Source organism: Burkholderia pyrrocinia, from assembly GCF_022809715.1.
Classification (GTDB): Bacteria; Pseudomonadota; Gammaproteobacteria; order Burkholderiales; family Burkholderiaceae; genus Burkholderia; species Burkholderia pyrrocinia_C.
In genome coordinates this window covers 589,320-614,480 of sequence record NZ_CP094459.1, presented here as the reverse complement: position 1 = coordinate 614,480, position 25,161 = coordinate 589,320, and the positions used below count along the sequence as shown (strand labels likewise).

The following is a 25,161-nucleotide window of genomic DNA, read 5'->3' as shown; positions in this document are numbered from 1 at the left end:
CGATGCTGCGGCGTGGCGGCGGTCGATGCACCGAATAAGGCGCCCGGCGAACTTCATGGAATGTGTCTCCGTGTGCGTCGGGCGCCGCGCGATGCGTGGGTCCGAAGCTGTCGATGTGCTTCGGATTGTAGGAGCGCACGCACTCGTCTCCAATATTTGAATGCGTTGTCCAGATAATGAGAATTCAGGCGAGATACGCTGCGCGCGTGACGCGACGGCCGCGCCATGTGCACGGGGGCGGAACCCGCCGCGCAGCAGGTTCCGCCCCCGTTTGTTCACCACGCGCCGCGCTTACTGCTGGCTCGTGCTGCGTGCCTGCATATAGCGCTGCACGTCGGCGAACGACACGCGGCCGCTGCCGCCCGAATCGATCTGCCGGAAGTGGTTCGCGACATAACCGAGCCCGGCCGCGCGCGCCTGCGCCTCGGTGATCGAACCTGTGCTCTGCGTATCGGCCGAGTCGAACTGCCGCGCGAGCTTGCGCACCACCTGCGCATGCAGCGCGGCGCCCGTCGTCTGCGTGCCGGCGGTCGGCTTGCGCGCGGCCGGCGGCACGTACGGATCGCCGAGCTGCGCCTGGCGCGCACGCGCCGGTGCGGCAGCGTCGCTCTCCTGAGCGAACGCGGATACGGATGCTGCAGCGGCGGCGCAAACGAGCGCCGCGGCAACGACGATGAAACGATTCTTCATATCAGGCTCCAGTCTGGAATGAGGTCGTCGACGGCAGGCGAGGCGCCGCCGGGGGCGCCATTCGCCGGCGTCGCGTATCGCATCAGTGCGCGGCCGCGTTGTAGAAGGTCACGAGGTCGGCTTTCTCCTGCGGACGCGACGTATCGTCGAGATAGACCATGTGTCCGCCCTGATAGTCCTTGATCGTCAGGTTCGGTTGCGTCCCGAGCCGCGCGAGGTCGAGCTCGGTCTGGTAGAACGGCGTCGCGATGTCGTGATACCCGTTCAGCGACAGCACCTTCAACGACGGATTCAGCGTCAGCGCAGCGGCCAGATCGGGGATCGTGTCGGGCATCGCGAGGCCGTCGTGCGTCCAGTCCCATGTGTTGATCGCATTGCTGCTCAACGAGTAGGCCGACTGCGCGGTGTACTTCAGCTCGTTCGGCAGGTAGCTGCCGATCGTGTCGGTGAACGGCTTCGTGATGAACGTGCTCGACGGATCGCCGTCCGCCGCGAGCGGGCTCGACACCGGCACGTTCACGCGCGCGTCGTAGCGACCGATCAGCGTGCCCGGAATCAGCGACAGCTGGAAGCTGTTGTCGAAGAAGGTCGGGATCACGTTGAAGTTCGCGTTCCACAGCGCCTGCTTCACGCCGGTCGAGTTCGCCATCGTCGTGACGAGATTCGGCGGCGGCGGCGTATGGCTCGCCAGGTACGCGTTCACGGCGGGCGCGTAGCTGCCGGCCGTCAGCAGGCGCATCTGGTCCGCATACTGCGGCAGGTTCGACGGGTTCGGATTGTCGAGCTGGTAGTACGCGCCGACGGTGCCGTAGGACGGCGCGAAGCCCGCGCAGCTCACCGGGCTCGACCCGTTGTTGGAGTTGCCGACATAGTCGCTCGCCATATCGCAGTTCGTGTTGTAGTTCAGGATCGACGACTGCAGCACGATGCCGGCAAGCTTCACGCCGGCCGTCTCGAGCAGGTTCGCGAGCACGTCGGTGCGCGGCGTGCCGTACGACTCGCCGAACAGGTATTTCGGCGAATCGTTGCGCTGGTTCACGGTCAGGTAGCGCGTCACGAAATCGCGGAACGCGCCGGCGTCCTGGTCGACGCCCCAGAACGTCTGGTTCGTGTTCGGCGCGATCGCTTCGGAAAAGCCGGTGCCGATCGCATCGACGAACACGAGGTCGGTCGTGTCGAGCAGGCTTTCCTGGTTGTCGACGAACGGGAACGTCGACGCGTTCGCGTTCGGGTCGCCCGTCTGGACCCGCCGCGGGCCGAACGAGCCGAGGTGCAGCCACACCGATGCCGAGCCGGGGCCGCCGTTGTACAGGAACGTGACGGGCCGCTTCGCCGCGGGCTGGTTGTCGGCCGTGTAGGCGACGTAGAAGAACGATGCCTCGGGCGCGCCCGTCTGCGGATTGCGCGCGACGAGGTGGCCGGCCGTGGCCGTGTAGCGGATCGTCTTGCCGTTCAGCGTGATCTGGTGATGCGTGACGGCGGCCTTTTCGACCGCGGCGGAGGCGTCGAGCGACGCGTTCGCGCTCGACGAATAACTGTTCGGATCGTTGTACGCCCTGTCCACCTGACTGGCGGGATCGGCTGAGTTGTCGGCGCTCGCAGCAGCGGACGATGTCACGTCGTCGTTGCAGGCCGTCAGAATCAGCGAAGAAAAAACCACCCCCAACAACAGCTTCGCTTTGCTCGCTGGCATCGTTGCTTTCCTTCTCTCGGATGTTTTTTGTGTCGAGCAGCCGGATAAGCCGCCCCCCGCCTCGATTGCGGCCGATAAGCCGAGGCGCTGGCCAATATACGCGAGCACATCGGCTTTGAAAAATTTTGAAATATTTGGCCGGCGGCCGGTGCGGCGCACACCTTTCAGGAATGCTTCGGTTCGCGAAACGTTGCATTTCGCGCTGCTTTCAACGTCTTTCGTGTTTACCCGGGAATACTAAAAAAGCGCGGATTTCGCGCCATATCGGCAAACAAAATCGCGCAGTCACGGGCATTGCTCAGCAAAGCGAAATAGATGAATTCGTCTAAAGGATGTGGCCCGAAATGCACGCGACAGGAATGCGCTGCAGCGCACCAATGGCGCATTGACGGCAGAACGGACAATGCGGCGGCGCGAGCGCGCCGTTCACTCCGATTGCGGAAGCGCGGCCGCACCCATCCGGCGGGCGATGATTGCCGCGCGCTGTGCCTGGTAGGCCGAGCCGCGATGCGCGTCGAACCAGCGCGGCTTCGGCAGCATCACCGCGAGACGCGCCGACTGCCACGCGCCGAGCCGGCTCGCGGGAATCCTGTAGTAATAGCGCGCGGCCGCTTCGGCACCGTACACGCCGCGGCCCCATTCGACGGAATTCAGGTAGATCTCGAAGATCCGCTCCTTGTCGAGCACCGTTTCGAGCATCCACGTGATGATGAGCTCCTGCCCCTTGCGGATATAGCTCTTCTCGCGCGACAGGAAAAGGTTGCGCGCGAGCTGCTGCGTGATCGTCGAACCGCCCGCGACGATCCGGCCGCGCGCCTTGTTCTTCTCCCACGCCTGCAGGATCGCATCGACGTCGTAGCCGTTGTTGGTCGCGAAGGTCGAGTCTTCGGATGCGATCAGCGCGCGCTTCAGGTTGCGCGAGATCTGGTCGTACGGCACCCACTGGTGCTGGATCTGCGCAGGCGGCTTGTCGCGCGACAGCCACCACGCGTCGGTGCGCATGAATGCGGTCGAACCCGGGTTCACGAACGACCACAACGCGATCTGCGCGAGATAGAACAGCTGCGTCGCGAGCCACGCGCCCGCGAACACCGCACCCGCGTAGACGATCCAGCGAGCCGGGCTCACCGCTCGCGTGCGCTGCGTGCTGCTTACCGCCACCACGTGCCGCGCTCCGTTCAGCTCGCCGCGAGCGCCTGGCGCAGCGCGGCAAGTACCGGTGCACCGTCCGGCCGCACGCCGCGCCAGATGAAGAACGATTCGGCCGCCTGCTCGACGAGCATCCCGAGCCCGTCGGCCGTGCGTGCGCCGAGCGACGCCGCATGCTGCATGAACACGGTCGGCTGCGCGCCGTACATCATGTCGTACGCCAGCGTGCCCGCGCCGAATGCGGCCGCGTCGCACGCCGGCAGCGCGGCATCGAGGCTGCCGGCCGTCGCATTGACGATCACGTCGTACGGCTCCGCGCGCACCACATCGGGGCCGCCGCCCGCGAGCGTGCAGCCCGCATCGTGTGCGGCCTGCATGAACTGGCCGACGAGCGCCTCGGCCTTGCTTGCGGTGCGGTTCACAATCGTGATCGACAGCGGCGCGCGCTCGAGCAGCGGCAGCACGACCCCGCGCGCGGCGCCGCCCGCACCGAGCAGCAGGATGCGTGCGCCCGCGAGCGACACGCCGAGGTTCGCTTCGATGTCGCGCACGAGACCGACGCCATCGGTGTTGTCGCCGTAGATGCTTCCGTCGGCGTCGATGCGCAGCGTGTTCACCGCGCCCGCCGCCGCCGCGCGCGGCGACAGCGTGTCGGCGAGCGCGTGCGCTTCGAGCTTGAACGGCACCGTCACGTTCGCGCCGCGACCGCCTTCGGCGACGAACGCGCGCACGGCCGCTTCGAAGCCGTCGACCGGCGCGAGCCGGTGCGCGTACTCGATCGCCTCGCCGGTCTGCGCGGCGAACTGCGCGTGGATGAACGGCGACTTGCTGTGCGCCACCGGGTTGCCGAACACCACGTAGCGGTCGGCGCCGCTCGTCGACGCAACCGCGTTCATGATGCGCGCCCCTGTTCGCCGTCGTTGCCGCGCGAGGCTTCGCCACCGTCACCTGCCGCCGCACCGTCCGCTTCGGCCAGCGCTTCCGCCTCGGTTTCGGCCGAAGCGTCTTCCGCGTCGATCAGCGTGTCGTCGCCGCTTTCGGCGTCATCCTCTTCCTCGGCCGCATCGCCGCTGGTCACGGTCGGCGCGTCGAGCACGTTCAGCAACCGCACCGACGCCTCGATCGTCAGCTCGTCGAGCGACATCACGTCGAGCAGCACGCGCGTGCCGCGCGCATGCACGCCGAGCCCCGGCACGTGCAGCAGCAGCGGAATTTCCTCGAGGCGCACGAGATCGCCCTTCACGACGCTCGCGACGACCTGCTTCTTCTGCTCCTGCGCGAGCCAGCGCAGACACCAGAAATATTCCATCCGGCGCTGGTAGTCGGCATACGCGGTGTAGGTGTCGTCGAAGCCCTGCACGACCGCGTACAGGTCGGCGTCCTTCGGCTTGAACGGCGCGGCGAGCTTGGCGGTGACGCCATGCTGCACGCACGCGAGCAATTGCCACTGGTTCACGAGGTCGACGTAGCGGCGCAGCGGCGACGTGCTCCATGCGTACTGCGGCACGCCGAGGCCTTCGTGCGGCGCGGCCGTCGTCTGCATCCGCGTGCGCTTCGGGCCCGGCGCGCCGAAGCCGCGCTGCGAGCGGTAGATGCCAGGCACCGTGTGGTCGTGCAGGAATGCGCCCCAGGTCGAGTTCGCGAGGATCGCGAGCTCGGACACGATCAGGTCGAGCGGCGAACCGCGGCGGCGCGGCGTGATCGACACGTGCTCGCCTTCGACGTAGAAGTTGTAGTCGGTGTTGCGCTGCACTTCGCGCTTCAGGCCGTAGCCCGCGCGCGCGAGCTGGCGCTTCTCGAACAGCGCCTGCGCGAGCGGCCACAGCACGGCGATGTCGTCCTTGTGCGGGTAGTCGCCGGTGCCGGCCGCGAGCGTCTCTTCGTTGACGAGCTCGTCCAGCGTGTTGTGACGCAGGTTGTTCTTCACGAACACGAGTTCGGCACGCGTCTCGTTCGCGACGATGTCCTGCGTTTCGCGGTTGACGATGATGTACAGCGACAGCGCCGGGCGGTAATCGCCCTCCTTCAGCGTGAACACGTCGACGACGTCGTCCGGCAGCATCGTGATCTTGTCGCCCGGCATGTAGACGGTCGACAGGCGCGTGCGCGCGATCGCGTCGACCGCGTCGCCGCGCACGATGCCGAGCGCCGGCGCCGCGATGTGCACGCCGATCCGCACGCGGCCGTCGGACAGGTGTTCGACCGAGAACGCATCGTCGATTTCGGTCGTCGTGATGTCGTCGATCGAGAACGCCTCGACGTTCGCGCGCGGCAGGTCGTCCGGCAGCGCGCCGACCGCGACAGGCGGAAAGCCCGTGCCGTGCGGGAAGAATTCCGCGAGGAAGCGCGCCTCGTGCAGCGCACGCGGCGACGCGATGCCGCCGCAGTCGAGCATCAGCCGCGCCGGCGACACGCCGCGTGCGCCGGCCGCCGCTTCCATCGCCTTGTATTCGATCGCGTTCTTGTCCGGCCGCGTCAGCAGCCCGAGCACCTTGCCCGCGAACGCTTCCGGCAGCTTGCCGGCCTTCAGTTCCTCTTCATACTGCGCCTGGACCAGCGCCTGCTGGCGCTTGCGTTCGAGCGCCGCGAGCGCCATCTTGAGCTGCTCTTCCGGCGCGCGCTGGTACTGGCCGCGCCCCTTGCGGCGGAAGTAGACGGGCGAGCCATGCAGCCGCAGCACCAGCGCCGCGCGCTCGACCGGGCCGTACGCCGCGCCGAAGTACTCCTCGGCCAGCGCCGTATACGCGAACTCGTCGGCCGGCGCGCATTCCCACAGGAAATCCAGATCGATCTGCTGCGCGGCCGTGTCGGCCTCCTGCATCAGTTCGCCCGCGGCCGGCTTGTCGAATTCGATCAGCACGTCTTTCGCGCGCACCTTCGCACGCCGCCCGCCGGGCAACTCGACCTGAAATGCGTCGCCCTGGCGCGACAGCACGCTGCCCGCCTTGAAACTGCCCGATTCCTCGAAGAAAACGTTCACTCAGTACTCTCGTTCAGACTGCCGGACGCCGCATCGGCGGCGCCGCATGATGATGGGGATTCGATCGGCACGCGGCCGGTTTATCGCGCTTTTCCGTCGCAAAACGCGAGAACGTCGTCGACATAGTCGGCAAATTCGCTGATGCCGTGATCGCTGCCTTCGATCACGCGCGTTTTCGCGCCCGGGTAATGGGCCAGCATCTCTCGATAGTCGAGCACTTCGTCGCCGGTCGCCGCGAACAGATAGTAGCGCTCGGCACGCGTGATCGCCGGCACGCGCAGCGCGTCGAGCTCGTGCAGGTGACGGCGCTCGACGACGATCGTGCCGCCGCCGTGCCACAGCGGCTGTTCGCCCAGATGCTGCTCGAGATCGCGCTGCGGCACGATGGCCGGATTCAGCAGGACGGCCTTCCAGCCGTGCTTTTCGGCCAGCCACGTGGCGTAATAGCCGCCGAGCGAGCTGCCGATGACGGTCACGTCGCGCGCACCGGCAACCTCGGCTTCCGCGACGGCGATCGCGTCGAGCGGCGACACGGACAGCGACGGGCACCGCCACTCGGCCGTGCGGCCGAGTTCGGCCATGCGCGCGGCAAGCAGCCGCGACTTCTGCGATTCCGGCGACGACCGGAAGCCGTGCAGATACAGGATCACGTGCGGCTCCCGAGCGCATCGAGCAGCTTCTGGTGCACGCCGCCGAAGCCGCCGTTGCTCATCACGAGCACGTGGTCGCCCGGGCGTGCGGCCTCGGTGACGGCCTTCACCAGCAGGTGCAGATCGTCGAACGCGCGCGCCTTGTCGCCGAGCGGCGCGAGCGCCTCGCCGAGATTCCAGCCGAGCGCGTCACGCCCGGTCGGCGCGCCGTAGCCGAACACGAGATCGGCATCGGCCAGGCTCGCGGGCAATTGCGCCTTCATCACGCCCAGCTTCATCGTGTTCGAGCGCGGCTCGAGTACCGCGAGGATGCGGGCATTCCGGCTGCCGATGCGCGCACGAAGGCCGGCGATCGTGGTTTCGATTGCGGTCGGATGGTGCGCGAAGTCGTCGTAGACGGTCACGCCGTCCACGCTGCCGCGTACTTCCATGCGGCGCTTCACGTTGCGGAACGCCGCGAGGGAGGCCGCGGCCTGCGCGGGCGGCACGCCGACGTGGCGCGCGGCGGCGATCGCCGCGAGCGCGTTCATCCGGTTGTGATCGCCCTGCACCTGCCACGCGACTTCGCCGACACGCTCCGCGTGCGAATACACGGCAAAGCGCTCGTCGACCGGCACGCCGTCCTCGGCCGGCAACGCCTGCCAGCCGCCGTCGACGCCGAACCGCTCGACCTCGCTCCAGCAGCCGCGCGCCAGCACGCGCTCGAGCGCGTCCGAGCGGCCGTTCGTGACGATCCGGCCGACACCGGGCACGGTGCGCACAAGGTGGTGGAATTGCGTTTCGATCGCGGCGAGATCCGGGAAGATGTCGGCGTGATCGAATTCAAGGTTGTTCAGCACCGCGGTGCGCGGCCGGTAATGGACGAACTTCGAGCGCTTGTCGAAGAACGCCGTATCGTATTCGTCGGCCTCGATCACGAAGAAGCTCGAATCGGTGAGCCGCGCCGACACGCCGAAGTTCAGCGGCACGCCGCCGATCAGGAAACCCGGGTTCAGGCCCGCGTCTTCCAGCAGCCACGCGAGCATCGACGACGTGGTCGTCTTGCCGTGCGTGCCCGCGACCGCGAGCACCCATTTGCCGGCCAGCACGTGCTCGCCGAGCCACTGCGGGCCCGACACGTACGGCAGGCCGCGATCGAGGATCGCCTCCATCAGCGGATTACCGCGCGTGACGACGTTGCCGATCACGAACAGGTCCGGTTTCAGGTCGATCTGTTCGGCGCCGTAGCCCTCGATCAGCGTGATGCCCTGCGCCTCGAGCTGCGTGCTCATCGGCGGATAGACGCCCGCGTCGCAACCCGTCACCGTGTGGCCCGCCTCGCGCGCGAGTACGGCGAGACCGCCCATGAAGGTGCCGCAGATGCCAAGAATGTGGATGTGCATAGATGAATGCTTTCGCGCCGCCGGGCGCCGTCGATTCGGAAAAGATGCGTCTGCGGCGCGCCGGACAGGCCGTGCGACCGGCGCTCGTCGCCGCGACACAAAGAGCAGTATTGTAACTGACGGCCTGCCGTGCCCGGCGGCCGGAACGATGCGCGCGAACGCCGCCGGCGCACCGGGCGGCAGGCCGCCGCACCCGCGTTCGGGCGCCGCGGCGATCTAGTATGATTGCCGGATCATGTCTCGCAAACCTCTTGTCGACCCGCGGCGCGTCCGCGAGGAAATCGCCCAGTCCGCCGCCCGCCTGATCGCGGAGGACGGGCTGGACTATGCCGGCGCGAAACGCAAGGCCGCGCGCCAGTTGCTCGGCGATTCGCGCGTTGCCGGCGAATGGCTGCCGGATAACGATCAGATCGAGGAAGAACTGCGCGAGTACCTCGCACTGTTCCAGAGCGACACGCAGCCGGACGAACTGCGTCTGCTGCGCGAGATCGCGCTCGACTGGATGCGCCGGCTCGCCGAGTTCCGTCCGTATGTGACGGGCGCCGTGCTGAACGGCACCGCAAACGCGCATTCGGATATCCATCTGCAGGCATTCACCGACAACCCGAAGGACGTCGCGATCTACCTGCTGAACCAGAACATCCAGTACGACGTGTCCGAGACGCGGCACTTCGCGGGCCGCGGCGACGTCGAGACGCTGAGCTTCCTGTGGCGCCCGCGGCGCGATGTGGACGCGATCGGCATCCACCTCGCGCTCTATGCGAGCGACGACCTGCGCGGCGCGGTCAAGGCCGACTCGCGCGGCCGGGTCGCCCGTGCGGATGCCGCCGCGCTGCGCACGCTCGTCGAAGCAGGCAAAGCCCCTTCCGAACCTGAATGATTCAACGATGATGATGAAACGCATGTTGGCGCTCGCGGTGGTCGCGGCCGCCGCCGTCGCCGGCGGGATTACCGCCGGCCATTGGTTCCGCGGCAATGCCGACGACGGCGCCGCCGTCGCCTCGCCCGCCGCAGCGGGCAGCCCGGTCGACCAGTTGTGGGCGGCGGCGCTGACGGGTGTCGACGGCAAGCCGGCTACGCTGTCCGCCTTCAAGGGCCAGAAGGTCGTCGTCAATTTCTGGGCGTCGTGGTGCGGCCCGTGCGTCGAAGAGATGCCCGAGCTCGTCGCGCTGTCGCATCAGTACAAACAGAAAGGCATCCGTTTCATCGGGATCGGCGTCGATTCCGAGCAGAACGTGAAGAACTTTCTGCAGAAAGTGAAGGTCGACTATCCGGTTTTCGTCAGCGGTTATGCGGGCGCCGATCTGGCCCGTAATTTCGGGAATACGGCTGGCGCGTTGCCGTTTACGGTCGTCATCGACGAAACCGGCAAGATTCGCGAGACAAAATTGGGACAAATCCAGCCGGCCGAGCTGAAAAAGACGCTCGACGCGCTGTAACCTGCCCGAACGCCGGCCCGCACGTTCGCGGCAATTTGCCCGTCGATCGCCGCAATTTCGCGTGAATTCGCCGATACTTTGCATCCGCACCGGTAATTCTTGCAGGTCCGGCGAATTCGGCCGTTCGGCAAAACTAGACAAATTTCTCTAAATAGCGCTAAAGTTCGCGCAATTCCGCAGAAATAGAAGCGACCATGACACGATTGCTGGTGCTGCACGGCCCGAACCTGAACCTTCTCGGCACCCGGGAACCGGAGGTGTACGGCCGCGTCACGCTGGCGCAGATCGATCAGGCGCTTGCCGCGCGCGCCCGGGAAGCCGGCGCCGAACTGTCGTCGTTCCAGAGCAACCATGAAGGCGCGCTGGTCGACCGCATCCAGGCCGCGCGGGAGGAACAGACCGATTTCATCCTGATCAATCCGGCCGCGTATACGCACACGAGCGTCGCGATCCGGGACGCGATCGCCGGCGTTGGCATCCCGTTCGTCGAGGTTCACTTGTCGAACGTGCATCGCCGCGAAGCGTTCAGGCACCACTCCTACTTTTCCGACCAGGCCGAAGGCGTGATCTGCGGGCTCGGCTGGAAAGGTTATCTGTACGCGCTCGAGTACGCGCTGGACAAGCTGCAAGGCACGTCGCGCGGCTGAATTCGCGATCTAGATTCAGCGCCGGCCCCTAACCGGCGCTTTCACGTATTGAAAGGGGAATTCCCGATGGATCTTCGTAAGCTGAAAACTCTGATCGACCTCGTCTCCGAATCCGGCATCTCCGAGCTGGAAGTGACGGAAGGCGAAGGCAAGGTGCGCATCGTCAAGAACGCACCGCCGGTCTACGTACAGCCGACGGCTGGGTATGCCCCGCAAATCAGCGCGCCCGCTCCGTCGGCCGCGCTGCCGACCGACGGTGCCGCTGCACCGGCAGCCGGCGCCGCAGCCGCGCCGGCCGTCCCGCAAGGCCACGTCGTGACGTCGCCGATGGTCGGCACGTTCTATCGCGCGCCGTCGCCGGGCGCAGACCCGTTCGTCCAGGTCGGCGACACGGTCAAGGAAGGCCAGACGATCTGCATCATCGAAGCGATGAAGCTGCTCAACGAGATCGAGTCGGACAAGGCCGGCGTGATCAAGGAAATCCTCGTCGAGAACGGCCAGGCCGTCGAATACGGCCAGCCGCTTTTCGTGATCGGCTAAGCCCGCTGCGCGGCCTTCCGGCCGCGCGCCGCCGATGCTCGCCAGGCGCCGTTCGCGCGCCCCTCGAAGAGACGAATACTCGCTATGTTTGAAAAAATCCTCATTGCCAATCGCGGTGAAATCGCGCTGCGCATCCAGCGCGCGTGCCGCGAGCTCGGCGTCAAGACGGTGGTCGTCTACTCGGAAGCCGACAAGGAAGCCAAGTACGTGCGCCTCGCGGACGAAGCCGTCTGTATCGGCCCGGCTCCGTCGAACCTGAGCTACCTGAACATGCCGGCGCTGATCAGCGCCGCGGAAGTCACCGATGCCGAGGCGATCCATCCCGGCTACGGCTTCCTGTCGGAGAACGCCGATTTCGCGGAACGCGTCGAGCAGTCGGGCTTCACGTTCATCGGCCCGCGCCCGGAAACGATCCGGATGATGGGCGACAAGGTCACCGCCAAGCAGACGATGATCAAGACCGGCGTGCCGTGCGTGCCGGGCTCGGAAGGCGCGTTGCCGGACGATCCGAAGGAGATCGTCAAGATTGCGCGCGCGATCGGCTATCCGGTCATCATCAAGGCGGCAGGCGGCGGCGGCGGGCGCGGGATGCGCGTCGTGCACACCGAGGCCGCGCTCGTCAACGCGGTCAACATGACCCGCGAGGAAGCCGGCCGTGCGTTCGGCAACCCGCAGGTGTACATGGAGAAGTTCCTCGAGAACCCGCGCCACATCGAGATCCAGGTGCTGTCCGACGCGTTCAAGAACGCGATCTGGCTCGGCGAGCGCGACTGCTCGATGCAGCGCCGCCACCAGAAGGTGATCGAGGAAGCACCGGCACCGGGCATTCCGCGCCGCCTGATCGACCGCATCGGCGACCGCTGCGCGGACGCGTGCAAGAAGATGGGCTACCTCGGCGCGGGCACGTTCGAATTCCTGTACGAAAACGGCGAGTTCTACTTCATCGAGATGAACACGCGCGTGCAGGTCGAGCACCCGGTGTCGGAACTGATCACGGGCGTCGACATCGTGCAGGAACAGATCCGCATCGCGGCCGGCGAGAAGCTCGCGCTGCGCCAGCGCGACATCCAGTTCCGCGGACATGCGATCGAATGCCGGATCAACGCAGAAGATCCGTTCAAGTTCACGCCGTCGCCGGGCCGGATCACGTCGTGGCATACGCCGGGCGGCCCCGGCGTGCGCGTCGACTCGCATGCCTACAATGGCTATTTCGTGCCGCCGAACTATGATTCGATGATCGGCAAGCTGATCACCTACGGCGCGACCCGCGAGCAGGCGATCAGCCGGATGCGCATCGCGCTGTCGGAAATGGTCGTCGAAGGCATCCAGACCAACATCCCGCTGCACCGCGAGCTGATGATCGACTCGAAGTTCGTCGAAGGCGGCACCAGCATCCACTACCTCGAAAACCGGCTCGCGCAGAAGCAGCAGGTCGCACCGGAAGAAGCGTAAGCATGAGCTATCGCGAACTCGTCGTCGAACTGGCCCGTGAGCATGCGGAGGCATTGTCCGACGCGCTGCTCGACCTCGGCGCGCTGTCGGTGTCCGTCGAGGACGCCGACGCCGACACGCCCGACGAACAGCCGCTCTTCGGCGAGCCCGGCCTCGTGCCCGATCGCACCGCGTGGCAGCACTCGCGCGTGGTCGCGCTGCTGTCGCCCGACCATGAGCCGGCCGTGCTGCTCGCGGCGGCCGCGAACGAGATCGGCCTCGCCGAGGCACCGAAATTCGACGTCCGCGAAGTCGAGGAACAGGATTGGGTGCGGCTCACGCAATCGCAGTTCGAGCCGATCCCGATCGGCGAGCGGATCTGGGTCGTGCCGTCGTGGCACGACGCGCCCGATCCCGACGCGCTCGTACTCGAACTCGACCCCGGTCTCGCGTTCGGCACCGGCAGCCACCCGACCACGCGCCTTTGCATGGAATGGCTCGAACAGTCGGTGAAGCCCGGCCAGTCGGTGCTCGACTACGGCTGCGGCTCCGGCATTCTCGCGATCCTCGCGAAAAAATGCGGGGCGACCCCCGTCATCGGCATCGACATCGATCCGCAGGCGGTCGAATCGGCACGGCAGAACAGCGAACGCAATCGCGCGGAAGTCACGTACGGGCTGCCCGATGCGTGCCCGGACGGCGAATTCGACATCGTCGTCGCGAACATCCTGTCGAACCCGCTGAAGCTGATGGCGTCGATGCTCGCGTCCAAGGTCAAACCGGGCGGGCGCATCGCGCTGTCGGGCGTGCTCGCGCGCCAGGCGGACGAAGTCGCAGCCGTCTATGCGCGCTACATCGACATCTCGGTCTGGCGCGAACACGAAGGTTGGGTCTGCCTTGCCGGAACCCGGCGGGAAAGCCATTAGAATAGCGCTGTCCTTCACTCTGGCCAGCAGGCCGCCCGGCTCGACATGCTTCTTGCGACGCGCTGCCCCCATTGCGAAACCGTCTTCCGACTGCAGCAGGAACAGCTCTCGCTGCATGAAGGGCTCGTGCGCTGCGGGCGTTGCCACGAAGTCTTCAACGCGTCGGAATCGCTCGTTCCCGAGCACGCGCAGCAGCCCGAACCGGCACTGACCGAAACGGCTGCCGCGCCGGAGAACGGCGACGCGCACCATCAGGCCACGCCCGCACGGCTGTTCGCCGCCGACGCGCCGGCCGGGTTGCCGTCCGACACCGATTACAAGCCCGAAGGCTGGGACATGTGGGCGCCCTGGCTCGACGCCGGCGTCGATCCGTCGCTGCAGCACAACGTGCAGACCGTGCGCGCCGCGCCGCTGGTGCCGCTCGCGCTCCCGTCCACCGAAGCCGGCATCGTTCACCTGTCGGGTACGCCCGCGCCGTTCCCGTCCCCGACCGAGCTCGATGCATCCGCCGACGCCGTGCAACCGGCCGAACCGCATTCGACGCAGACGGAACAGGAAGCCGAAGCATCGCCCGCGCCCGTCGTGCCCCCGGTCGAACGCGACCCGCATGAGCCCCGCTTCGTCGCCCACATTCCGTCGGAAGCAGAAGCCGCTACCGACGACACCGGACCCGTGGGCCACGCGCACTTCGCCGTACCGGACGACGAGCGCGCGCCGCGCGAGCCGCGTTTTGCGTTCGCTCCGGCGCCGGCCGTAACCGCACCCGAAACCGGATCCGAGCCCGACGCCGTCGCCCGGCACGACAAAACACCGGCCGCGATCACCGACGCGCCCGCCGCGCCGTTCCCGGCCGCGCTGACCGACGACGATCGCCCGCCCTTCGCCGTCACGCGCGAGACGCGCGCGCCGCAGCGGCGCGGGTTGCTCGGCGGCTTTTTCGGCGGCCTGGTCGCCGCAGTACTGGCCTTCCTGCTCGTTGCGCAACTCGCATGGTGGCAGCGCGAGACGCTGATGATCTACTGGCCCGTCACGCAGGGCTGGTTCCGTCAGGCCTGCGCGCCGCTCGGCTGCACGGTCGCGCCGCCGCGCGCGATCGACGGCCTGCGGCTCGACGCGACCGACCTGCGCCAGCTCGACGGCCCGCGCGTGCTCGAGCTGAAGGTGCCGCTGACGAACCGCTACCGTGTCGCGCTCGCGTACCCGTCGCTCGAACTGACGCTGCTCGACGACACCAATCACGTGACCGTGCGCCGCGTGCTCGCGCCGCGCGACTACGTGCGCCCGGGCACGCCGATCGACGCCGGGCTGCCGCCCGGCAAGACGCAGACGATGATCGTCCGCGTCGAAACGAACGGCACGCCCGCCTCGAATTTCCGCGTCCAGATCTTCTATCCGTGACGCGCCGCGGCGCGCGCCTGCGCGCCCGTCTCAACCCGCGCGCCCGAGCGGCGCGCTATTTCGGAGCACGAACATGAGCAAAGTTACGCTGGGTGGCAACCCGATCGATCTCGCCGGCACGTTCCCGGCCGTCGGCGCCCAAGCCGCCGATTTCAAGCTGGTCGGCAAGGACCTCGCCGACCTGTCGCTCGCCAGCTTCGCCGGCAAGCGCAAGGTGCTGAACATCGTGCCGAGCCTCGACACGCCGACCTGCGCGACGTCGACCCGCAAGTTCAACGAAGCCGCGTCGTCGCTCGACAACACGGTCGTGGTCGTCGTGTCCGCCGACCTGCCGTTCGCCGCCACGCGCTTCTGCACGACCGAAGGCCTCGCGAACGTCGTGACGGCTTCGACGTTCCGCACCGGCCGCGCGTTCGCGAACGCATACGGCGTCGACGTGACGAGCGGCCCGCTGAACGGCCTGACCGCACGTGCCGTCGTCGTGCTCGACGCGCAGGACAAGGTGATCCACGCGGAACTCGTCGGCGAGATCAAGGACGAGCCGAACTACGACGCCGCGCTCGCCGCACTGAAGTAAGCATTTCCCCGCTGTCCCCTGCCGCGCCGCGCCCTCCGCGCGGCGCTGTCGCGCAGGGCCTCTCATTTCTACAGGAACGCACACCTTGGCTACGCTGATTTGCGGCTCGATCGCCTACGACTCCATCATGACCTTCGAAGGGCGGTTCCGCGAGCACATCCTGCCCGACCAGGTGCACCTCATCAACCTGAGCTTCCTCGTGCCGACGATGCGCCGCGAATTCGGCGGCTGCGCGGGCAACATCGCGTACGCGCTGCACCTGCTCGGCGGCGATGCGCGCATGATGGGGACGATGGGCGCGCTCGACGCGCAGCCGTATCTCGACCGGTTCGACCAGCTCGGCCTGCGCTGCGATCACGTTCGCGTGTTGCCCGATACGTACACGGCGCAAGCGATGATCACGACCGATCTCGACAACAACCAGATCACTGCGTTCCACCCCGGCGCGATGATGCAGTCGCACCTGAACCATGCGGGCGACGCGCCGGACATCAAGCTCGCGATCGTCGGCCCCGACGGCTTCGACGGGATGGTGCAGCACGTGGAAGAGCTCGCCAAGGCCGGTGTGCCGTTCGTGTTCGATCCTGGCCAGGGCCTGCCGCTGTTCGACGGCGCGACGCTGCGCCGCAGCATTGAACTTGCGACCTATGTCGCGGTCAACGACTACGAGGCCAAGCTGGTGAGCGACAAAACGGGATGGTCCGAAGACGAAATCGCCAGCCGGGTCGACGCCCTCGTCATTACGCGTGGCGAGCACGGCGCGACCATCCGCCACAAGCAGGGCACGGAGCAGATTCCGGTTGTGCCGGCCGAGCGTGTCGTCGATCCGACCGGCTGCGGCGATGCCTTCCGGGGCGGCCTGCTGTACGGTATCGAGAACGGCCTCGACTGGGCAACCACGGGCCGCCTCGCGAGCCTGATGGGCTCGATCAAGATCGCTCACCAGGGGCCCCAGACTTACGTACTGACGCGCACCGAAATCGACGCGCGCTTCGAGGCTGCATTCGGTTACAGTCTCAAATGAATATTGTGGGAGAGCCAAAATGTTGACGAAAAAAAACCTCACGCTCGCGGCCATGCTGACTGCCACGCTGACCCTCGCCGGCTGCTTCACGGCACCCGGTTCGGCAGATGTCTATAGCGTCGGCCAGGCGCAGCGCGAACAGACGGTCCGCATGGGCACGGTCGAAAGCGTCCGTGCGGTTCGCATCCAGTCCGACGGCGGCGGCAGCGCGATCGGCACGCTCGGCGGCGGCGCACTCGGCGCGGTCGCAGGCAGCGCGATCGGCGGCGGCAAGGGATCGATCCTGACGGCAATCGCCGGCGGTCTCGTCGGTGCGGTCGCGGGCAACGCGGTCGGCGAAAACCTCAGCACGGCGAACGGTGTCGAAATCACCGTGCGCCTCGACAACGGCGACCTGCGCTCGATCACGCAGGCAGCAAGCGGCGAAGCGTTCCGCGCCGGCGAGCGTGTGCGGCTGCTGTCGAGCGGCGGCGTCACGCGCGTCACGCACTAACCGGGTACCTCAGCATGCGGCGCAAGCCGCAGTCGAACGCATGTGCGAAGCTGCACATGCGTTTTTTTTCGTCCGTACTCGCCGCGGCCGGTACATGGGCGAATACGGACGAAAAAAATCCCGCCACCTGAGCCAGATGGCGGGACTGATTGAGTAGCGCTACTCAACCCACGGACACCACGTGAGTGCCCGGGTGATGCTGGTCAGCCGCGATTACGGACGGCTGCCGGTCGGGAACGGCCATGCCGCTGCCGGGTTGAGCGCGGTCTTCACGCCCGATGCCGGCGCAACCGATGCGGTCGACGCGGTCGTTGCCGGTGCAGCCTTCTTCACGACGGCCTTCTTCGGAGCAGCAGCCTTCTTCGCCGGAGCGGCAGCCTTCTTCGCAGCAGGGGCAGCCTTCTTGGCGGGTGCAGCCTTCTTCGCAGCGGCCTTCTTCGCAGGCGCAGCCTTCTTGGCAGCAGCCTTCTTCGCAGGCGCGGCCTTCTTGGCAGCAGCCTTCTTGGCCGGTGCGGCCTTCTTCGCAGCAACCTTCTTCACTGCGACTTTCTTGGCTGCAACCTTCTTCGCAGCGGCCTTCTTGGCCGGCGCTGCCTTCTTCGCAGCAACCTTCTTCACTGCGACTTTCTTCGCTGCGACCTTCTTGGCTGCAACCTTCTTCGTTGCGACCTTCTTTGCCGCAACCTTCTTCGCAGCGGCCTTCTTCGCCGGTGCTGCCTTCTTCGCGGCAACCTTCTTCACCGCGACCTTCTTCGCAGCAACCTTCTTCACTGCAGCGGCCTTCTTCGCCGGAGCAGCGGCCTTCTTCGCGACGGTCTTCTTGGCAGCAACTTTCTTAGCAGCCGGTTTCTTCTTGGCGGTAGCCATGTTGTTCTCCTTCAGGTTCAGATGAGAGTCAGTTCAAACTACACCCTTCGTCAAAACCCGCTTCCCGCGGACGCTGTTCAGGACGTGCGCTTCGAAGCGGGCTATTCATCGGCGTACGCGGATACCGCGCGCTTACGCTAATGAATACGGTATGGCGCGCGTGACCACATGGCCTCGCGCGCCAAATCAAGTCGGTAGCCGGCGCACCTCGCGCCGCTACCCCTAATCGCTTGATCAAGCGGACCGCCACACGGCCGTCCGCTTTATCCGGAGGGAAGTTTGCCCATCCCACTGAAGGGTTCGCAAAGTGCCTGTCGTGTCGTTGGGCCGCTAAGGCACCGGGCATGCTTTGCATCAGGCGTTCTTGCTCCTAAACCTTGGGCCGGGGCCGAGAGGCCGCCGGCTGCTCCATCATGTGACGGGTTCGCTGCTGCGGGTTATTCCCAGGACAGCGCGCCCCCCGTCTGATACTCGATCACACGCGTCTCGAAGAAGTTGCGCTCCTTCTTCAGGTCGATCATCTCGCTCATCCACGGGAACGGGTTTTCCTCGTTCGGGTACAGCGGATCGAGGCCGATCTGCTGGCAACGGCGGTTGCTGATGAAGCGCAGATAGCTCTTGAACATCGACGCGTTCAAACCCAGCACGCCGCGCGGCATCGTGTCCTCGGCGTAGCGGTATTCGAGTTCGACAGCCTGCTTGAACAGCTCGCGAATCTCGGCGCGGAATTCCGCGGTCCAGAGATGCGGGTTCTCGAGCTTGATCTGGTTGATCAGGTCGATGCCGAAGTTGCAGTGCATCGACTCGTCGCGCAGGATGTACTGATATTGCTCTGCAGCACCCGTCATCTTGTTCTGGCGGCCGAGTGCGAGGATCTGCGTGAACCCGACATAGAAGAACAGGCCTTCCATGATGCAGGCGAACACGATCAGCGACTTCAGCAGCTTCTGATCCGCTTCGAGCGTGCCGGTCTTGAAGGCCGGGTCCGTCAGCGTGTGGATGAACGGGATCAGGAATTCGTCCTTCGCGCGGATCGACGCGACCTCGTGGTACGCGTTGAAGATCTCGCCTTCGTCGAGACCGAGCGATTCGACAATATATTGATATGCGTGCGTGTGGATTGCCTCTTCGAACGCCTGGCGCAGCAGGAACTGCCGGCACTCGGGCGCCGTGATGTGGCGGTACGTGCCGAGCACGATGTTGTTCGCCGCGAGCGAATCGGCCGTCACGAAGAAGCCGAGGTTGCGCTTCACGATGCGGCGCTCGTCCTCGGTCAGACCGTTCGGGTCCTTCCACAGAGCGATGTCGCGGGACATGTTGATTTCCTGCGGCATCCAGTGGTTCGCGCAACCGGCCAGATACTTTTCCCACGCCCACTTGTATTTGAACGGCACCAGCTGATTGACGTCAGTCTGGCCGTTGATGATGCGCTTGTCGGCGACATTGACCCGCGCTTCCGAACCGCCGGCGGGAACAGCCGATGCTTGCGGCGGCACCGCAAGATCGCCTTCGAAAATGTCGCGGACCTGATGGGCGGCAGGCGACGCAGCCTGCATTCCGACAGCCACTCCTGCGGGGGCGCGCATCGCATTGTGCTGCGCTCCGCTCGCGGGAGTTACGGCAGTCTTCTCGTCATCCCAGTTGAGCATAAATTCTCACCATCAATTTAGAACGGTTTGTACCATCTTTTCCTGAGCGATAAAAGGGTTCGCTCACGAAAAATCCTTTTTTCGATTCGCGTTGCGACCTCGATACAACACTTTGAGCAACGCATCGTCGTTCATGCAGAGCGCGACGTGTGTCGCGCGTGTATCGCGAGGTGCGCTCGACGCATCGAACGCTGATCGAAACGCGACGTCGTCGGGGATGTTTCGATCGCTTGTCGCTGCCTGCAACGCTGGTGCCGCGTTACAGATTCCTTATCATTTTTTTAGTTGAGAGCGGCGCACACTTCAACCTCGATCGGTCGTCGTGCGCGCCGCACGGCACATCTTCAGGTCAGGCGCGCTGCGTTACTGGCACGCTTCGCATTCGTCGAAGCCCGGATCGCCCGGACGCATCGTGCACACCGGACCGTCGGCCTCGACCGGCGCGAGTGCCGCCGCTGCGCCGATCGCGCCCGACGACGCATCGCCGCCTGCCGCACCGAAGCCGCCTGCCGCGCCTTGCGCGCCGCCGCTGCTCGAACCACCCGTCGGCACCGCGTTCAGCGCGCCGTGTGCGACCGTCGACTTCTCGACGTGCGTCGCCGCCATCGTGCGGAGGTAGTAGGTCGTCTTCAGGCCGCGCAGCCACGCGAGCTTGTAGACCTCGTCGAGCTTCTTGCCCGACGCGCCGCCCATGTAGATGTTCAGCGACTGCGCCTGGTCGATCCACTTCTGGCGACGCGATGCGGCTTCGACCAGCCACGTCGGATCGACTTCGAACGCGGTCGCGTAGATCGCGCGCAGGTCGGCCGGGATGCGGTCGATGCGCGACAGCATGCCGTCGAAGTACTTCAGGTCGGCGACCATCACTTCGTCCCACAGGCCGCGTTCCTTCAGGTCGCGAACGAGGAACTCGTTCACCACCGTGAATTCGCCCGACAGGTTCGACTTCACGTACAGGTTCTGGAAGGTCGGCTCGATGCACGCCGACACGCCGATGATGTTCGAGATCGTCGCCGTCGGCGCGATCGCGACGCAGTTCGAGTTGCGCATGCCGTGCGCGGCGATCCGCGAACGCAGCGTCGTCCAGTCGAGCGACTCGGACGTGTCGACCTCGACGTAGCCGCCGCGCGCTTCCGTCAGCAGCTTCAGCGTGTCCTGCGGGAGGATGCCGCGATCCCACAGCGAGCCGCGGTAGCTCGAGTAGCGGCCGCGCTCTTCGGCCAGCTCGGTCGACGCGTAGTACGCGTAGTAGCAGACCGCTTCCATCGAGCGATCGGCGAACTCGACCGCCGCTTCCGACGCGTACGGCGTGCGCAGCAGGTGCAGGCAGTCCTGGAAGCCCATGATGCCCATGCCGACCGGGCGGTGCTTCAGGTTCGAGTTACGCGCCTTCGGCACCGCGTAGTAGTTGATGTCGATCACGTTGTCGAGCATGCGCATCGCGACGCTGATCGTGCGCTTCAGCTTGTCGTGGTCGAGCGCGTAGCTGCCGTCGGCCTGCTTCACCAGGTGTGCGAGCAGGTTCACGGAGCCGAGGTTGCACACCGCGATTTCGGTGTCGCTCGTGTTCAGCGTGATTTCCGTGCACAGGTTCGACGAGTGGACGACGCCGACGTGCTGCTGCGGCGAGCGGATGTTGCACGGATCCTTGAACGTGATCCACGGGTGGCCCGTCTCGAACAGCATGCCGAGCATCTTGCGCCAGAGCTGCTGCGCCGGGATCTTCTTGAACAGCTTGATCTCGCCGCGCGCGACCTTCTCTTCGTAAGCCGTGTAAGCCTTCTCGAAATCGGCACCGAACTTGTCGTGCAGGTCCGGGCAGGTCGACGGCGAGAACAGCGTCCAGTCGGCGCCTTCCATCACGCGCTTCATGAACAGGTCGGGAATCCAGTTCGCCGTGTTCATGTCGTGCGTACGGCGGCGATCGTCGCCCGTGTTCTTGCGCAGCTCGAGGAATTCCTCGATGTCGAGGTGCCAGGATTCGAGGTACGCGCAGACCGCGCCCTTGCGCTTGCCGCCCTGGTTGACCGCAACGGCCGTGTCGTTCACGACCTTCAGGAACGGGACCACGCCTTGCGACTTGCCGTTCGTGCCCTTGATATGCGAGCCGAGTGCGCGCACGCGCGTCCAGTCGTTGCCGAGACCGCCTGCGAACTTCGACAGCAGCGCGTTTTCCTTCAGCGCTTCATAGATGCCGTCGAGATCGTCCGCGACCGTCGTCAGGTAGCACGACGACAGCTGCGAGCGGTGCGTGCCCGAGTTGAACAGCGTCGGCGTCGAGCTCATGAAGTCGAAGCTCGACAGCACGTTGTAGAACTCGATCGCGCGCGTTTCGCGGTCGATCTCGTTCAGCGACAGGCCCATCGCGACGCGCATGAAGAATGCCTGCGGCATTTCGATGCGGGTGCCGTCGACGTGCAGGAAGTAGCGGTCGTACAGCGTCTGCAGGCCGAGGTAGCCGAACTGCAGGTCGCGGTTCGCGTCGAGCGCTTCACCGAGGCGCTTCAGGTCGAACTGCAGCAGCTTGTCGTCGAGCAGGCCGGCGTCGACGCCGCGCTTCAGGAACTGCGGGAAGTATTCCGCGTAGCGGGCCGACATCTCGGCCTGCACCACTTCCTCGCCGAGGATCTCGCGACGGATCGTGTGCAGCAGGATGCGGGCCGTGACCTGGCTGTATGCCGGGTCCTTCTCGATCATCGTGCGCGCAGCGAGGATCGCCGAGTCGTAGACCTGGCTCATCGGCACGCCGTCGTACAGGTTCTTCACCGTCTCCGCGACGATCGGCTCAGGGTTAACCGCAGCGCCGAGGCCATCGCACGACGACACGATCAGCGCGCGCAGCGCGTTCATGTCGAGCGGACGCGAGACGCCGTTGTCGACGACGTTGATGCCGGTGCTCGACTCGCCGCCTGCCGCCGCTGCCTCCTCGCCCGCATGCTGGCGCTCGAGGTGACGCTTCTCGCGATACAGCACGTACGCACGCGCGACGTTGTGCTCGCCGCCGCGCATCAGCGCGAGTTCGACCTGGTCCTGGATGTCTTCGATATGGAACGTACCGCCGTTCGGGCGGCTGCGCACGAGCGCGCGCACCACGTTGTGCGTCAGCTGTTCGACCTGCTCGCGCACGCGCGCCGATGCCGCGCCCTGCCCGCCGTTGACGGCCAGGAAAGCCTTGGTCACCGCGATCGCGATCTTCGAAGGCTCGAACGACACCACGCTGCCGTTGCGGCGGATCACCTTGTAGTCGGCGAACGTGGCTTGCGGCGCGAGCGCTTGCGCGCCCTGTTCGGTCCCGCCGAGCGGACGGCTCGAGGCGCTCTCGTACTGGGACGTCGCGTTGTCGGTGGTTTGCATGTGCAAAGCTCCTGGTGTTGGATGGTGCGGAGAGAACCGCGGATTAAAACGAACGCTGCGCAATGCGGTGCGCGAGCGGTAAGAGGCGAGCGATGCGTCGGGGAAGCCGGTTCGGTCGATGCGCGACAACCGAGCCGGTCGTGTGCTTCGTCATGTGTACCCTGCCCCGTCGAAATTCGCTGCGCTGATCGCGACGCTCTGACCGCCCGGCCCGACGCGCCGCCCTGAGAACCCCGTCCGCCGGCGTTGCCCGCCGGCCGGTGCCGCTCGGGGTTTCCCCTGCGACACACACTATATCTAGTGCAGAACTGCTCAACTGGCACCAAGTATAGTGGACATTCGGACGAGGTCAAAACGGATAATTTGCGATAGAGGTCTTGACATCGCTCGCGCGCCGACACGACAAGGCATTGGTCGGAGAAAAAACTTTCTCCGGTCAAAAAACCCCGCGATCAGTACTGACGGAAAGGAAAGTATCCGGCGGAAAAACCGGCATCGCTCGCGAAGCGTTGCCAATCGAAATGCGGGCCCGGGTCGGTCTTGCGACCCGGCGCGACGTCCGAGTGCCCCGCGAATGCGTCGACCGGATAACGTGCGGCGAGCGCGCGCGAGAGCGCGGCGAGCATCGCGTACTGCGCGTCGTCGAACGGCACGTCGTCCGCGCCTTCGAGCTCGATGCCGATCGAGAAATCGTTGCAGCGCGCCCTACCGAAGAACTCGGACGAGCCCGCGTGCCACGCGCGCTCGTCGCACGACACGAACTGCACGAGCTCACCGCTGCGGCGGATCAGGAAGTGCGCGGACACGCGCACCCCGCGCAGATGACTCTGGTAATAGGGGTGCGCATCGCAGTCGAGGCGATTCAGGAACAGCGCCTCGATCGCGTCGCCGCCGAATTCGCCGGGCGGCAGGCTGATGTTGTGGACGACCACGAGCGTCGGCACCGCACCCGCGGGCCGCGCCTCGAAGTTCGGCGACGGCGCATGGCGCGCTTCGCGCACCCAGCCGTTCGCGTCGACCGACAACGGCGGCGCGCCGCTCATCGTGCGTCGTGACCGCTCGCGCGCGCGGCGTGGCGCTGTGCGTGCTCGGCGCTGCAGAAGTATTCGCCGCCCGCGGCGACGGCGTCGCCCTTCGGCGCATGCACGCCGCATTCGGCGCAGCGCACCATCGGCTCGGGCAGCGACCGCGTGTCGCCGTTCGGGCGCGCAGCGCCGGCACCCGGCGCGCCGCCGTCACCCGCGCCGCGGCCGGTGCGTGCCTGCGCGTGCTCCTGGGCCTGGCGCAGCTTGCGTGCGAGCCACGAACCGGCGAAGAAGAGAAGAATCAGGAGAAGAATCTGTCGCATCGGAAACCTGCGGTCAAACCACGGAACGGTGCAGCAGCACCTCGAAAACGAACCGGCTGCCGACATACGCGAGCAGCAGCGCGGCGAACGACACGAGCACCCAGCGCGCGGCGCCGCGCCCGCGCCAGCCCGATGTCTTGCGGGCGACCAGCAGGCCGCCGAACATCAGCCACGACAGGATCGCGAACACGGTCTTGTGGTCGAGCCGCAGCGCGCGCGCGTCGACCTGCTCGCTGAACAGGATGCCCGACGCGAGCGTCAGCGTGAGCAGCACGAAGCCGGCGCCGATCAGGCGGAACAGCAGCTTCTCGAGCGTGAGCAGCGGCGGCAGCGTTTCGAGCCAGCTCGCGATCCAGCCGGTCGAGCCGTCGCGCCCGCCGTTGCGCAGCGACTGCAGGCGCCGCTCGACCATCAGCATCAGGATCGCGTGCAGCGCCGCGATCGCGAACAGGCCGTACGCGATGTTCGCGATCAGGAAGTGCAGCTTGAACAGCGGCGCTGCGGCATAAGGCAGCACCCGCACGCCGCCGAACACCAGCGGCAGCAGCGACGCGCCGCACGCGAGCGGCAGTACCAGCAGGCGCAGGCTGTCGAGCGGGAAGAAAAAGCTCTCGATCCAGTAGATGCCGGCGCCGAGCCAGAACATCGCGGACAGCGCGAACGCGAAGCCGAACACCATCGCGTCGTTCGGAAAAATCGTCATGTGGAGCAGCACGCCGTGCGCGACGAGCGCGGCGAACAGCAGCGCGCGGCCGGCCCCGCTCATCCCGGACGCGGCGGACGCGGGAACCGGCACGGCCGGCACGCTCGCGACGAGCGGCGTCGCACCCTGGCGGTGCGTGCGCCAGCCTGCGACGGCGAGGCCGCCGTACAGGAATGCGGTGAGGGCATACAGTACAATATCCATGTTCGAAGTTTACACTA

Annotated in this window: 24 protein-coding genes; 10 read left to right on the top strand and 14 right to left on the bottom strand. The window is 66.2% G+C overall.

The features are described from left to right. Positions 1–291 precede the first annotated feature (291 nt). From MRS60_RS02860 to mpl, 7 genes are all read right to left on the bottom strand, one after another. Positions 292–690 carry an EF-hand domain-containing protein gene (locus MRS60_RS02860; RefSeq protein WP_243565189.1) on the bottom strand — a complete coding sequence of 133 codons (399 nt, stop codon included), beginning with the start codon at positions 688–690 and terminating at the stop codon, positions 292–294. Between the two features lie 82 nt (positions 691–772). Then, entirely contained in the window at positions 773–2,383 is a 1,611-nt protein-coding gene (locus tag MRS60_RS02855; RefSeq protein ID WP_243565188.1) for a S10 family peptidase, read from the bottom strand. 426 nt (positions 2,384–2,809) lie between these two features. Then, entirely contained in the window at positions 2,810–3,547 is a 738-nt protein-coding gene (gene mtgA / locus MRS60_RS02850) for a monofunctional biosynthetic peptidoglycan transglycosylase (protein ID WP_034182684.1), read from the bottom strand. Between the two features lie 14 nt (positions 3,548–3,561). Continuing rightward, entirely contained in the window at positions 3,562–4,428 is an 867-nt protein-coding gene (gene aroE, locus MRS60_RS02845; RefSeq protein WP_034182683.1) for a shikimate dehydrogenase, read from the bottom strand. Next, positions 4,425–6,512 (bottom strand): RNB domain-containing ribonuclease, encoded by a 2,088-nt coding sequence (locus MRS60_RS02840; RefSeq protein WP_034182682.1) that lies wholly within the window; start codon positions 6,510–6,512, stop codon positions 4,425–4,427. Before MRS60_RS02840 ends, aroE begins: the two co-directional genes overlap by 4 nt. An 80-nt stretch (positions 6,513–6,592) precedes the next feature. Beyond that, positions 6,593–7,162, bottom strand: coding sequence for a YqiA/YcfP family alpha/beta fold hydrolase (locus MRS60_RS02835; RefSeq protein WP_105389870.1), 570 nt, complete (start codon positions 7,160–7,162; stop codon positions 6,593–6,595). Continuing rightward, a complete protein-coding gene (gene mpl / locus MRS60_RS02830; RefSeq protein ID WP_374955218.1) occupies positions 7,159–8,655 on the bottom strand; it encodes a UDP-N-acetylmuramate:L-alanyl-gamma-D-glutamyl-meso-diaminopimelate ligase in 1,497 nt (498 codons plus the stop codon). Before mpl ends, MRS60_RS02835 begins: the two co-directional genes overlap by 4 nt. Before the next feature lie 124 nt (positions 8,656–8,779). On the opposite strand from mpl, the gene MRS60_RS02825 reads away from it, so the two are divergent. From MRS60_RS02825 to MRS60_RS02780, 10 genes are all read left to right on the top strand, one after another. Beyond that, positions 8,780–9,424, top strand: coding sequence for a hypothetical protein (locus tag MRS60_RS02825; RefSeq protein ID WP_034182679.1), 645 nt, complete (start codon positions 8,780–8,782; stop codon positions 9,422–9,424). A 7-nt stretch (positions 9,425–9,431) separates the two neighbouring features. Continuing rightward, the gene (locus MRS60_RS02820; protein WP_034182678.1) at positions 9,432–9,983 is read left to right on the top strand and encodes a TlpA family protein disulfide reductase; all 552 of its coding nucleotides are present in this window, start codon (positions 9,432–9,434) and stop codon (positions 9,981–9,983) included. Between the two features lie 194 nt (positions 9,984–10,177). After that, entirely contained in the window at positions 10,178–10,630 is a 453-nt protein-coding gene (gene aroQ / locus MRS60_RS02815; RefSeq protein ID WP_011350880.1) for a type II 3-dehydroquinate dehydratase, read from the top strand. Between the two features lie 66 nt (positions 10,631–10,696). Beyond that, entirely contained in the window at positions 10,697–11,170 is a 474-nt protein-coding gene (accB, locus tag MRS60_RS02810; RefSeq protein WP_034182677.1) for an acetyl-CoA carboxylase biotin carboxyl carrier protein, read from the top strand. Positions 11,171–11,254: 84 nt separating this feature from the next. Continuing rightward, on the top strand, positions 11,255–12,622 hold the full coding sequence (gene accC, locus MRS60_RS02805; protein ID WP_034182676.1) for an acetyl-CoA carboxylase biotin carboxylase subunit: 1,368 nt from the start codon (positions 11,255–11,257) through the stop codon (positions 12,620–12,622). 2 nt (positions 12,623–12,624) lie between these two features. Continuing rightward, positions 12,625–13,527 (top strand): 50S ribosomal protein L11 methyltransferase, encoded by a 903-nt coding sequence (gene prmA / locus MRS60_RS02800; RefSeq protein WP_243565187.1) that lies wholly within the window; start codon positions 12,625–12,627, stop codon positions 13,525–13,527. A gap of 45 nt (positions 13,528–13,572) precedes the next feature. Continuing rightward, on the top strand, positions 13,573–14,925 hold the full coding sequence (locus MRS60_RS02795) for a zinc-ribbon and DUF3426 domain-containing protein (protein WP_243565186.1): 1,353 nt from the start codon (positions 13,573–13,575) through the stop codon (positions 14,923–14,925). 73 nt (positions 14,926–14,998) lie between these two features. After that, positions 14,999–15,502: a thiol peroxidase gene (gene tpx, locus MRS60_RS02790; protein ID WP_034182673.1), complete on the top strand. Its 504-nt coding sequence runs from the start codon at positions 14,999–15,001 to the stop codon at positions 15,500–15,502. Positions 15,503–15,587: 85 nt separating this feature from the next. Further along, entirely contained in the window at positions 15,588–16,526 is a 939-nt protein-coding gene (locus tag MRS60_RS02785; RefSeq protein ID WP_034182672.1) for a carbohydrate kinase family protein, read from the top strand. Positions 16,527–16,545: 19 nt separating this feature from the next. Further along, positions 16,546–17,019, top strand: coding sequence for a glycine zipper 2TM domain-containing protein (locus tag MRS60_RS02780; protein ID WP_034182671.1), 474 nt, complete (start codon positions 16,546–16,548; stop codon positions 17,017–17,019). Between the two features lie 213 nt (positions 17,020–17,232). Here the strand turns inward: MRS60_RS02780 and MRS60_RS02775 are convergent, their stop codons facing one another. From MRS60_RS02775 to MRS60_RS02745, 7 genes are all read right to left on the bottom strand, one after another. Beyond that, on the bottom strand, positions 17,233–17,886 hold the full coding sequence (locus MRS60_RS02775; RefSeq protein WP_034182670.1) for a histone H1-like DNA-binding protein: 654 nt from the start codon (positions 17,884–17,886) through the stop codon (positions 17,233–17,235). A gap of 28 nt (positions 17,887–17,914) precedes the next feature. Then, positions 17,915–18,241, bottom strand: a complete 327-nt coding sequence (locus MRS60_RS02770) for a hypothetical protein (protein ID WP_217588320.1) — start codon at positions 18,239–18,241, stop codon at positions 17,915–17,917. Between the two features lie 82 nt (positions 18,242–18,323). Beyond that, positions 18,324–19,535 carry a ribonucleotide-diphosphate reductase subunit beta gene (locus MRS60_RS02765; RefSeq protein ID WP_034182669.1) on the bottom strand — a complete coding sequence of 404 codons (1,212 nt, stop codon included), beginning with the start codon at positions 19,533–19,535 and terminating at the stop codon, positions 18,324–18,326. 363 nt (positions 19,536–19,898) lie between these two features. After that, positions 19,899–22,889: a ribonucleoside-diphosphate reductase subunit alpha gene (locus tag MRS60_RS02760; RefSeq protein ID WP_105389875.1), complete on the bottom strand. Its 2,991-nt coding sequence runs from the start codon at positions 22,887–22,889 to the stop codon at positions 19,899–19,901. Positions 22,890–23,341: 452 nt separating this feature from the next. Continuing rightward, positions 23,342–23,932: a 1,6-anhydro-N-acetylmuramyl-L-alanine amidase AmpD gene (ampD, locus tag MRS60_RS02755; protein ID WP_175750253.1), complete on the bottom strand. Its 591-nt coding sequence runs from the start codon at positions 23,930–23,932 to the stop codon at positions 23,342–23,344. After that, positions 23,929–24,237, bottom strand: coding sequence for a PP0621 family protein (locus MRS60_RS02750; RefSeq protein WP_034182666.1), 309 nt, complete (start codon positions 24,235–24,237; stop codon positions 23,929–23,931). The genes ampD and MRS60_RS02750 overlap by 4 nt, the downstream gene beginning before the upstream one ends. A 13-nt stretch (positions 24,238–24,250) precedes the next feature. After that, entirely contained in the window at positions 24,251–25,144 is an 894-nt protein-coding gene (locus MRS60_RS02745) for a cytochrome C assembly family protein (protein WP_034182665.1), read from the bottom strand. Positions 25,145–25,161: the final 17 nt, after the last annotated feature.

What these genes read in the sequence shown, in the direction of transcription:
- MRS60_RS02860 (WP_243565189.1), bottom strand. Translation starts at nt 690, where the DNA reads ATGAAGAATCGTTTCATCGTCGTTGCCGCGGCGCTCGTTTGCGCCGCC.
- MRS60_RS02855 (WP_243565188.1), bottom strand. Translation starts at nt 2,383, where the DNA reads ATGCCAGCGAGCAAAGCGAAGCTGTTGTTGGGGGTGGTTTTTTCTTCG.
- aroE (WP_034182683.1), bottom strand. Translation starts at nt 4,428, where the DNA reads ATGAACGCGGTTGCGTCGACGAGCGGCGCCGACCGCTACGTGGTGTTC.
- MRS60_RS02825 (WP_034182679.1), top strand. Translation starts at nt 8,780, where the DNA reads ATGTCTCGCAAACCTCTTGTCGACCCGCGGCGCGTCCGCGAGGAAATC.
- MRS60_RS02820 (WP_034182678.1), top strand. Translation starts at nt 9,432, where the DNA reads ATGATGATGAAACGCATGTTGGCGCTCGCGGTGGTCGCGGCCGCCGCC.
- aroQ (WP_011350880.1), top strand. Translation starts at nt 10,178, where the DNA reads ATGACACGATTGCTGGTGCTGCACGGCCCGAACCTGAACCTTCTCGGC.
- accB (WP_034182677.1), top strand. Translation starts at nt 10,697, where the DNA reads ATGGATCTTCGTAAGCTGAAAACTCTGATCGACCTCGTCTCCGAATCC.
- accC (WP_034182676.1), top strand. Translation starts at nt 11,255, where the DNA reads ATGTTTGAAAAAATCCTCATTGCCAATCGCGGTGAAATCGCGCTGCGC.
- prmA (WP_243565187.1), top strand. Translation starts at nt 12,625, where the DNA reads ATGAGCTATCGCGAACTCGTCGTCGAACTGGCCCGTGAGCATGCGGAG.
- MRS60_RS02795 (WP_243565186.1), top strand. Translation starts at nt 13,573, where the DNA reads ATGCTTCTTGCGACGCGCTGCCCCCATTGCGAAACCGTCTTCCGACTG.
- tpx (WP_034182673.1), top strand. Translation starts at nt 14,999, where the DNA reads ATGAGCAAAGTTACGCTGGGTGGCAACCCGATCGATCTCGCCGGCACG.
- MRS60_RS02780 (WP_034182671.1), top strand. Translation starts at nt 16,546, where the DNA reads ATGTTGACGAAAAAAAACCTCACGCTCGCGGCCATGCTGACTGCCACG.
- MRS60_RS02775 (WP_034182670.1), bottom strand. Translation starts at nt 17,886, where the DNA reads ATGGCTACCGCCAAGAAGAAACCGGCTGCTAAGAAAGTTGCTGCCAAG.
- MRS60_RS02770 (WP_217588320.1), bottom strand. Translation starts at nt 18,241, where the DNA reads ATGCAAAGCATGCCCGGTGCCTTAGCGGCCCAACGACACGACAGGCAC.
- MRS60_RS02765 (WP_034182669.1), bottom strand. Translation starts at nt 19,535, where the DNA reads ATGCTCAACTGGGATGACGAGAAGACTGCCGTAACTCCCGCGAGCGGA.
- MRS60_RS02760 (WP_105389875.1), bottom strand. Translation starts at nt 22,889, where the DNA reads ATGCAAACCACCGACAACGCGACGTCCCAGTACGAGAGCGCCTCGAGC.
- ampD (WP_175750253.1), bottom strand. Translation starts at nt 23,932, where the DNA reads ATGAGCGGCGCGCCGCCGTTGTCGGTCGACGCGAACGGCTGGGTGCGC.
- MRS60_RS02750 (WP_034182666.1), bottom strand. Translation starts at nt 24,237, where the DNA reads ATGCGACAGATTCTTCTCCTGATTCTTCTCTTCTTCGCCGGTTCGTGG.
- MRS60_RS02745 (WP_034182665.1), bottom strand. Translation starts at nt 25,144, where the DNA reads ATGGATATTGTACTGTATGCCCTCACCGCATTCCTGTACGGCGGCCTC.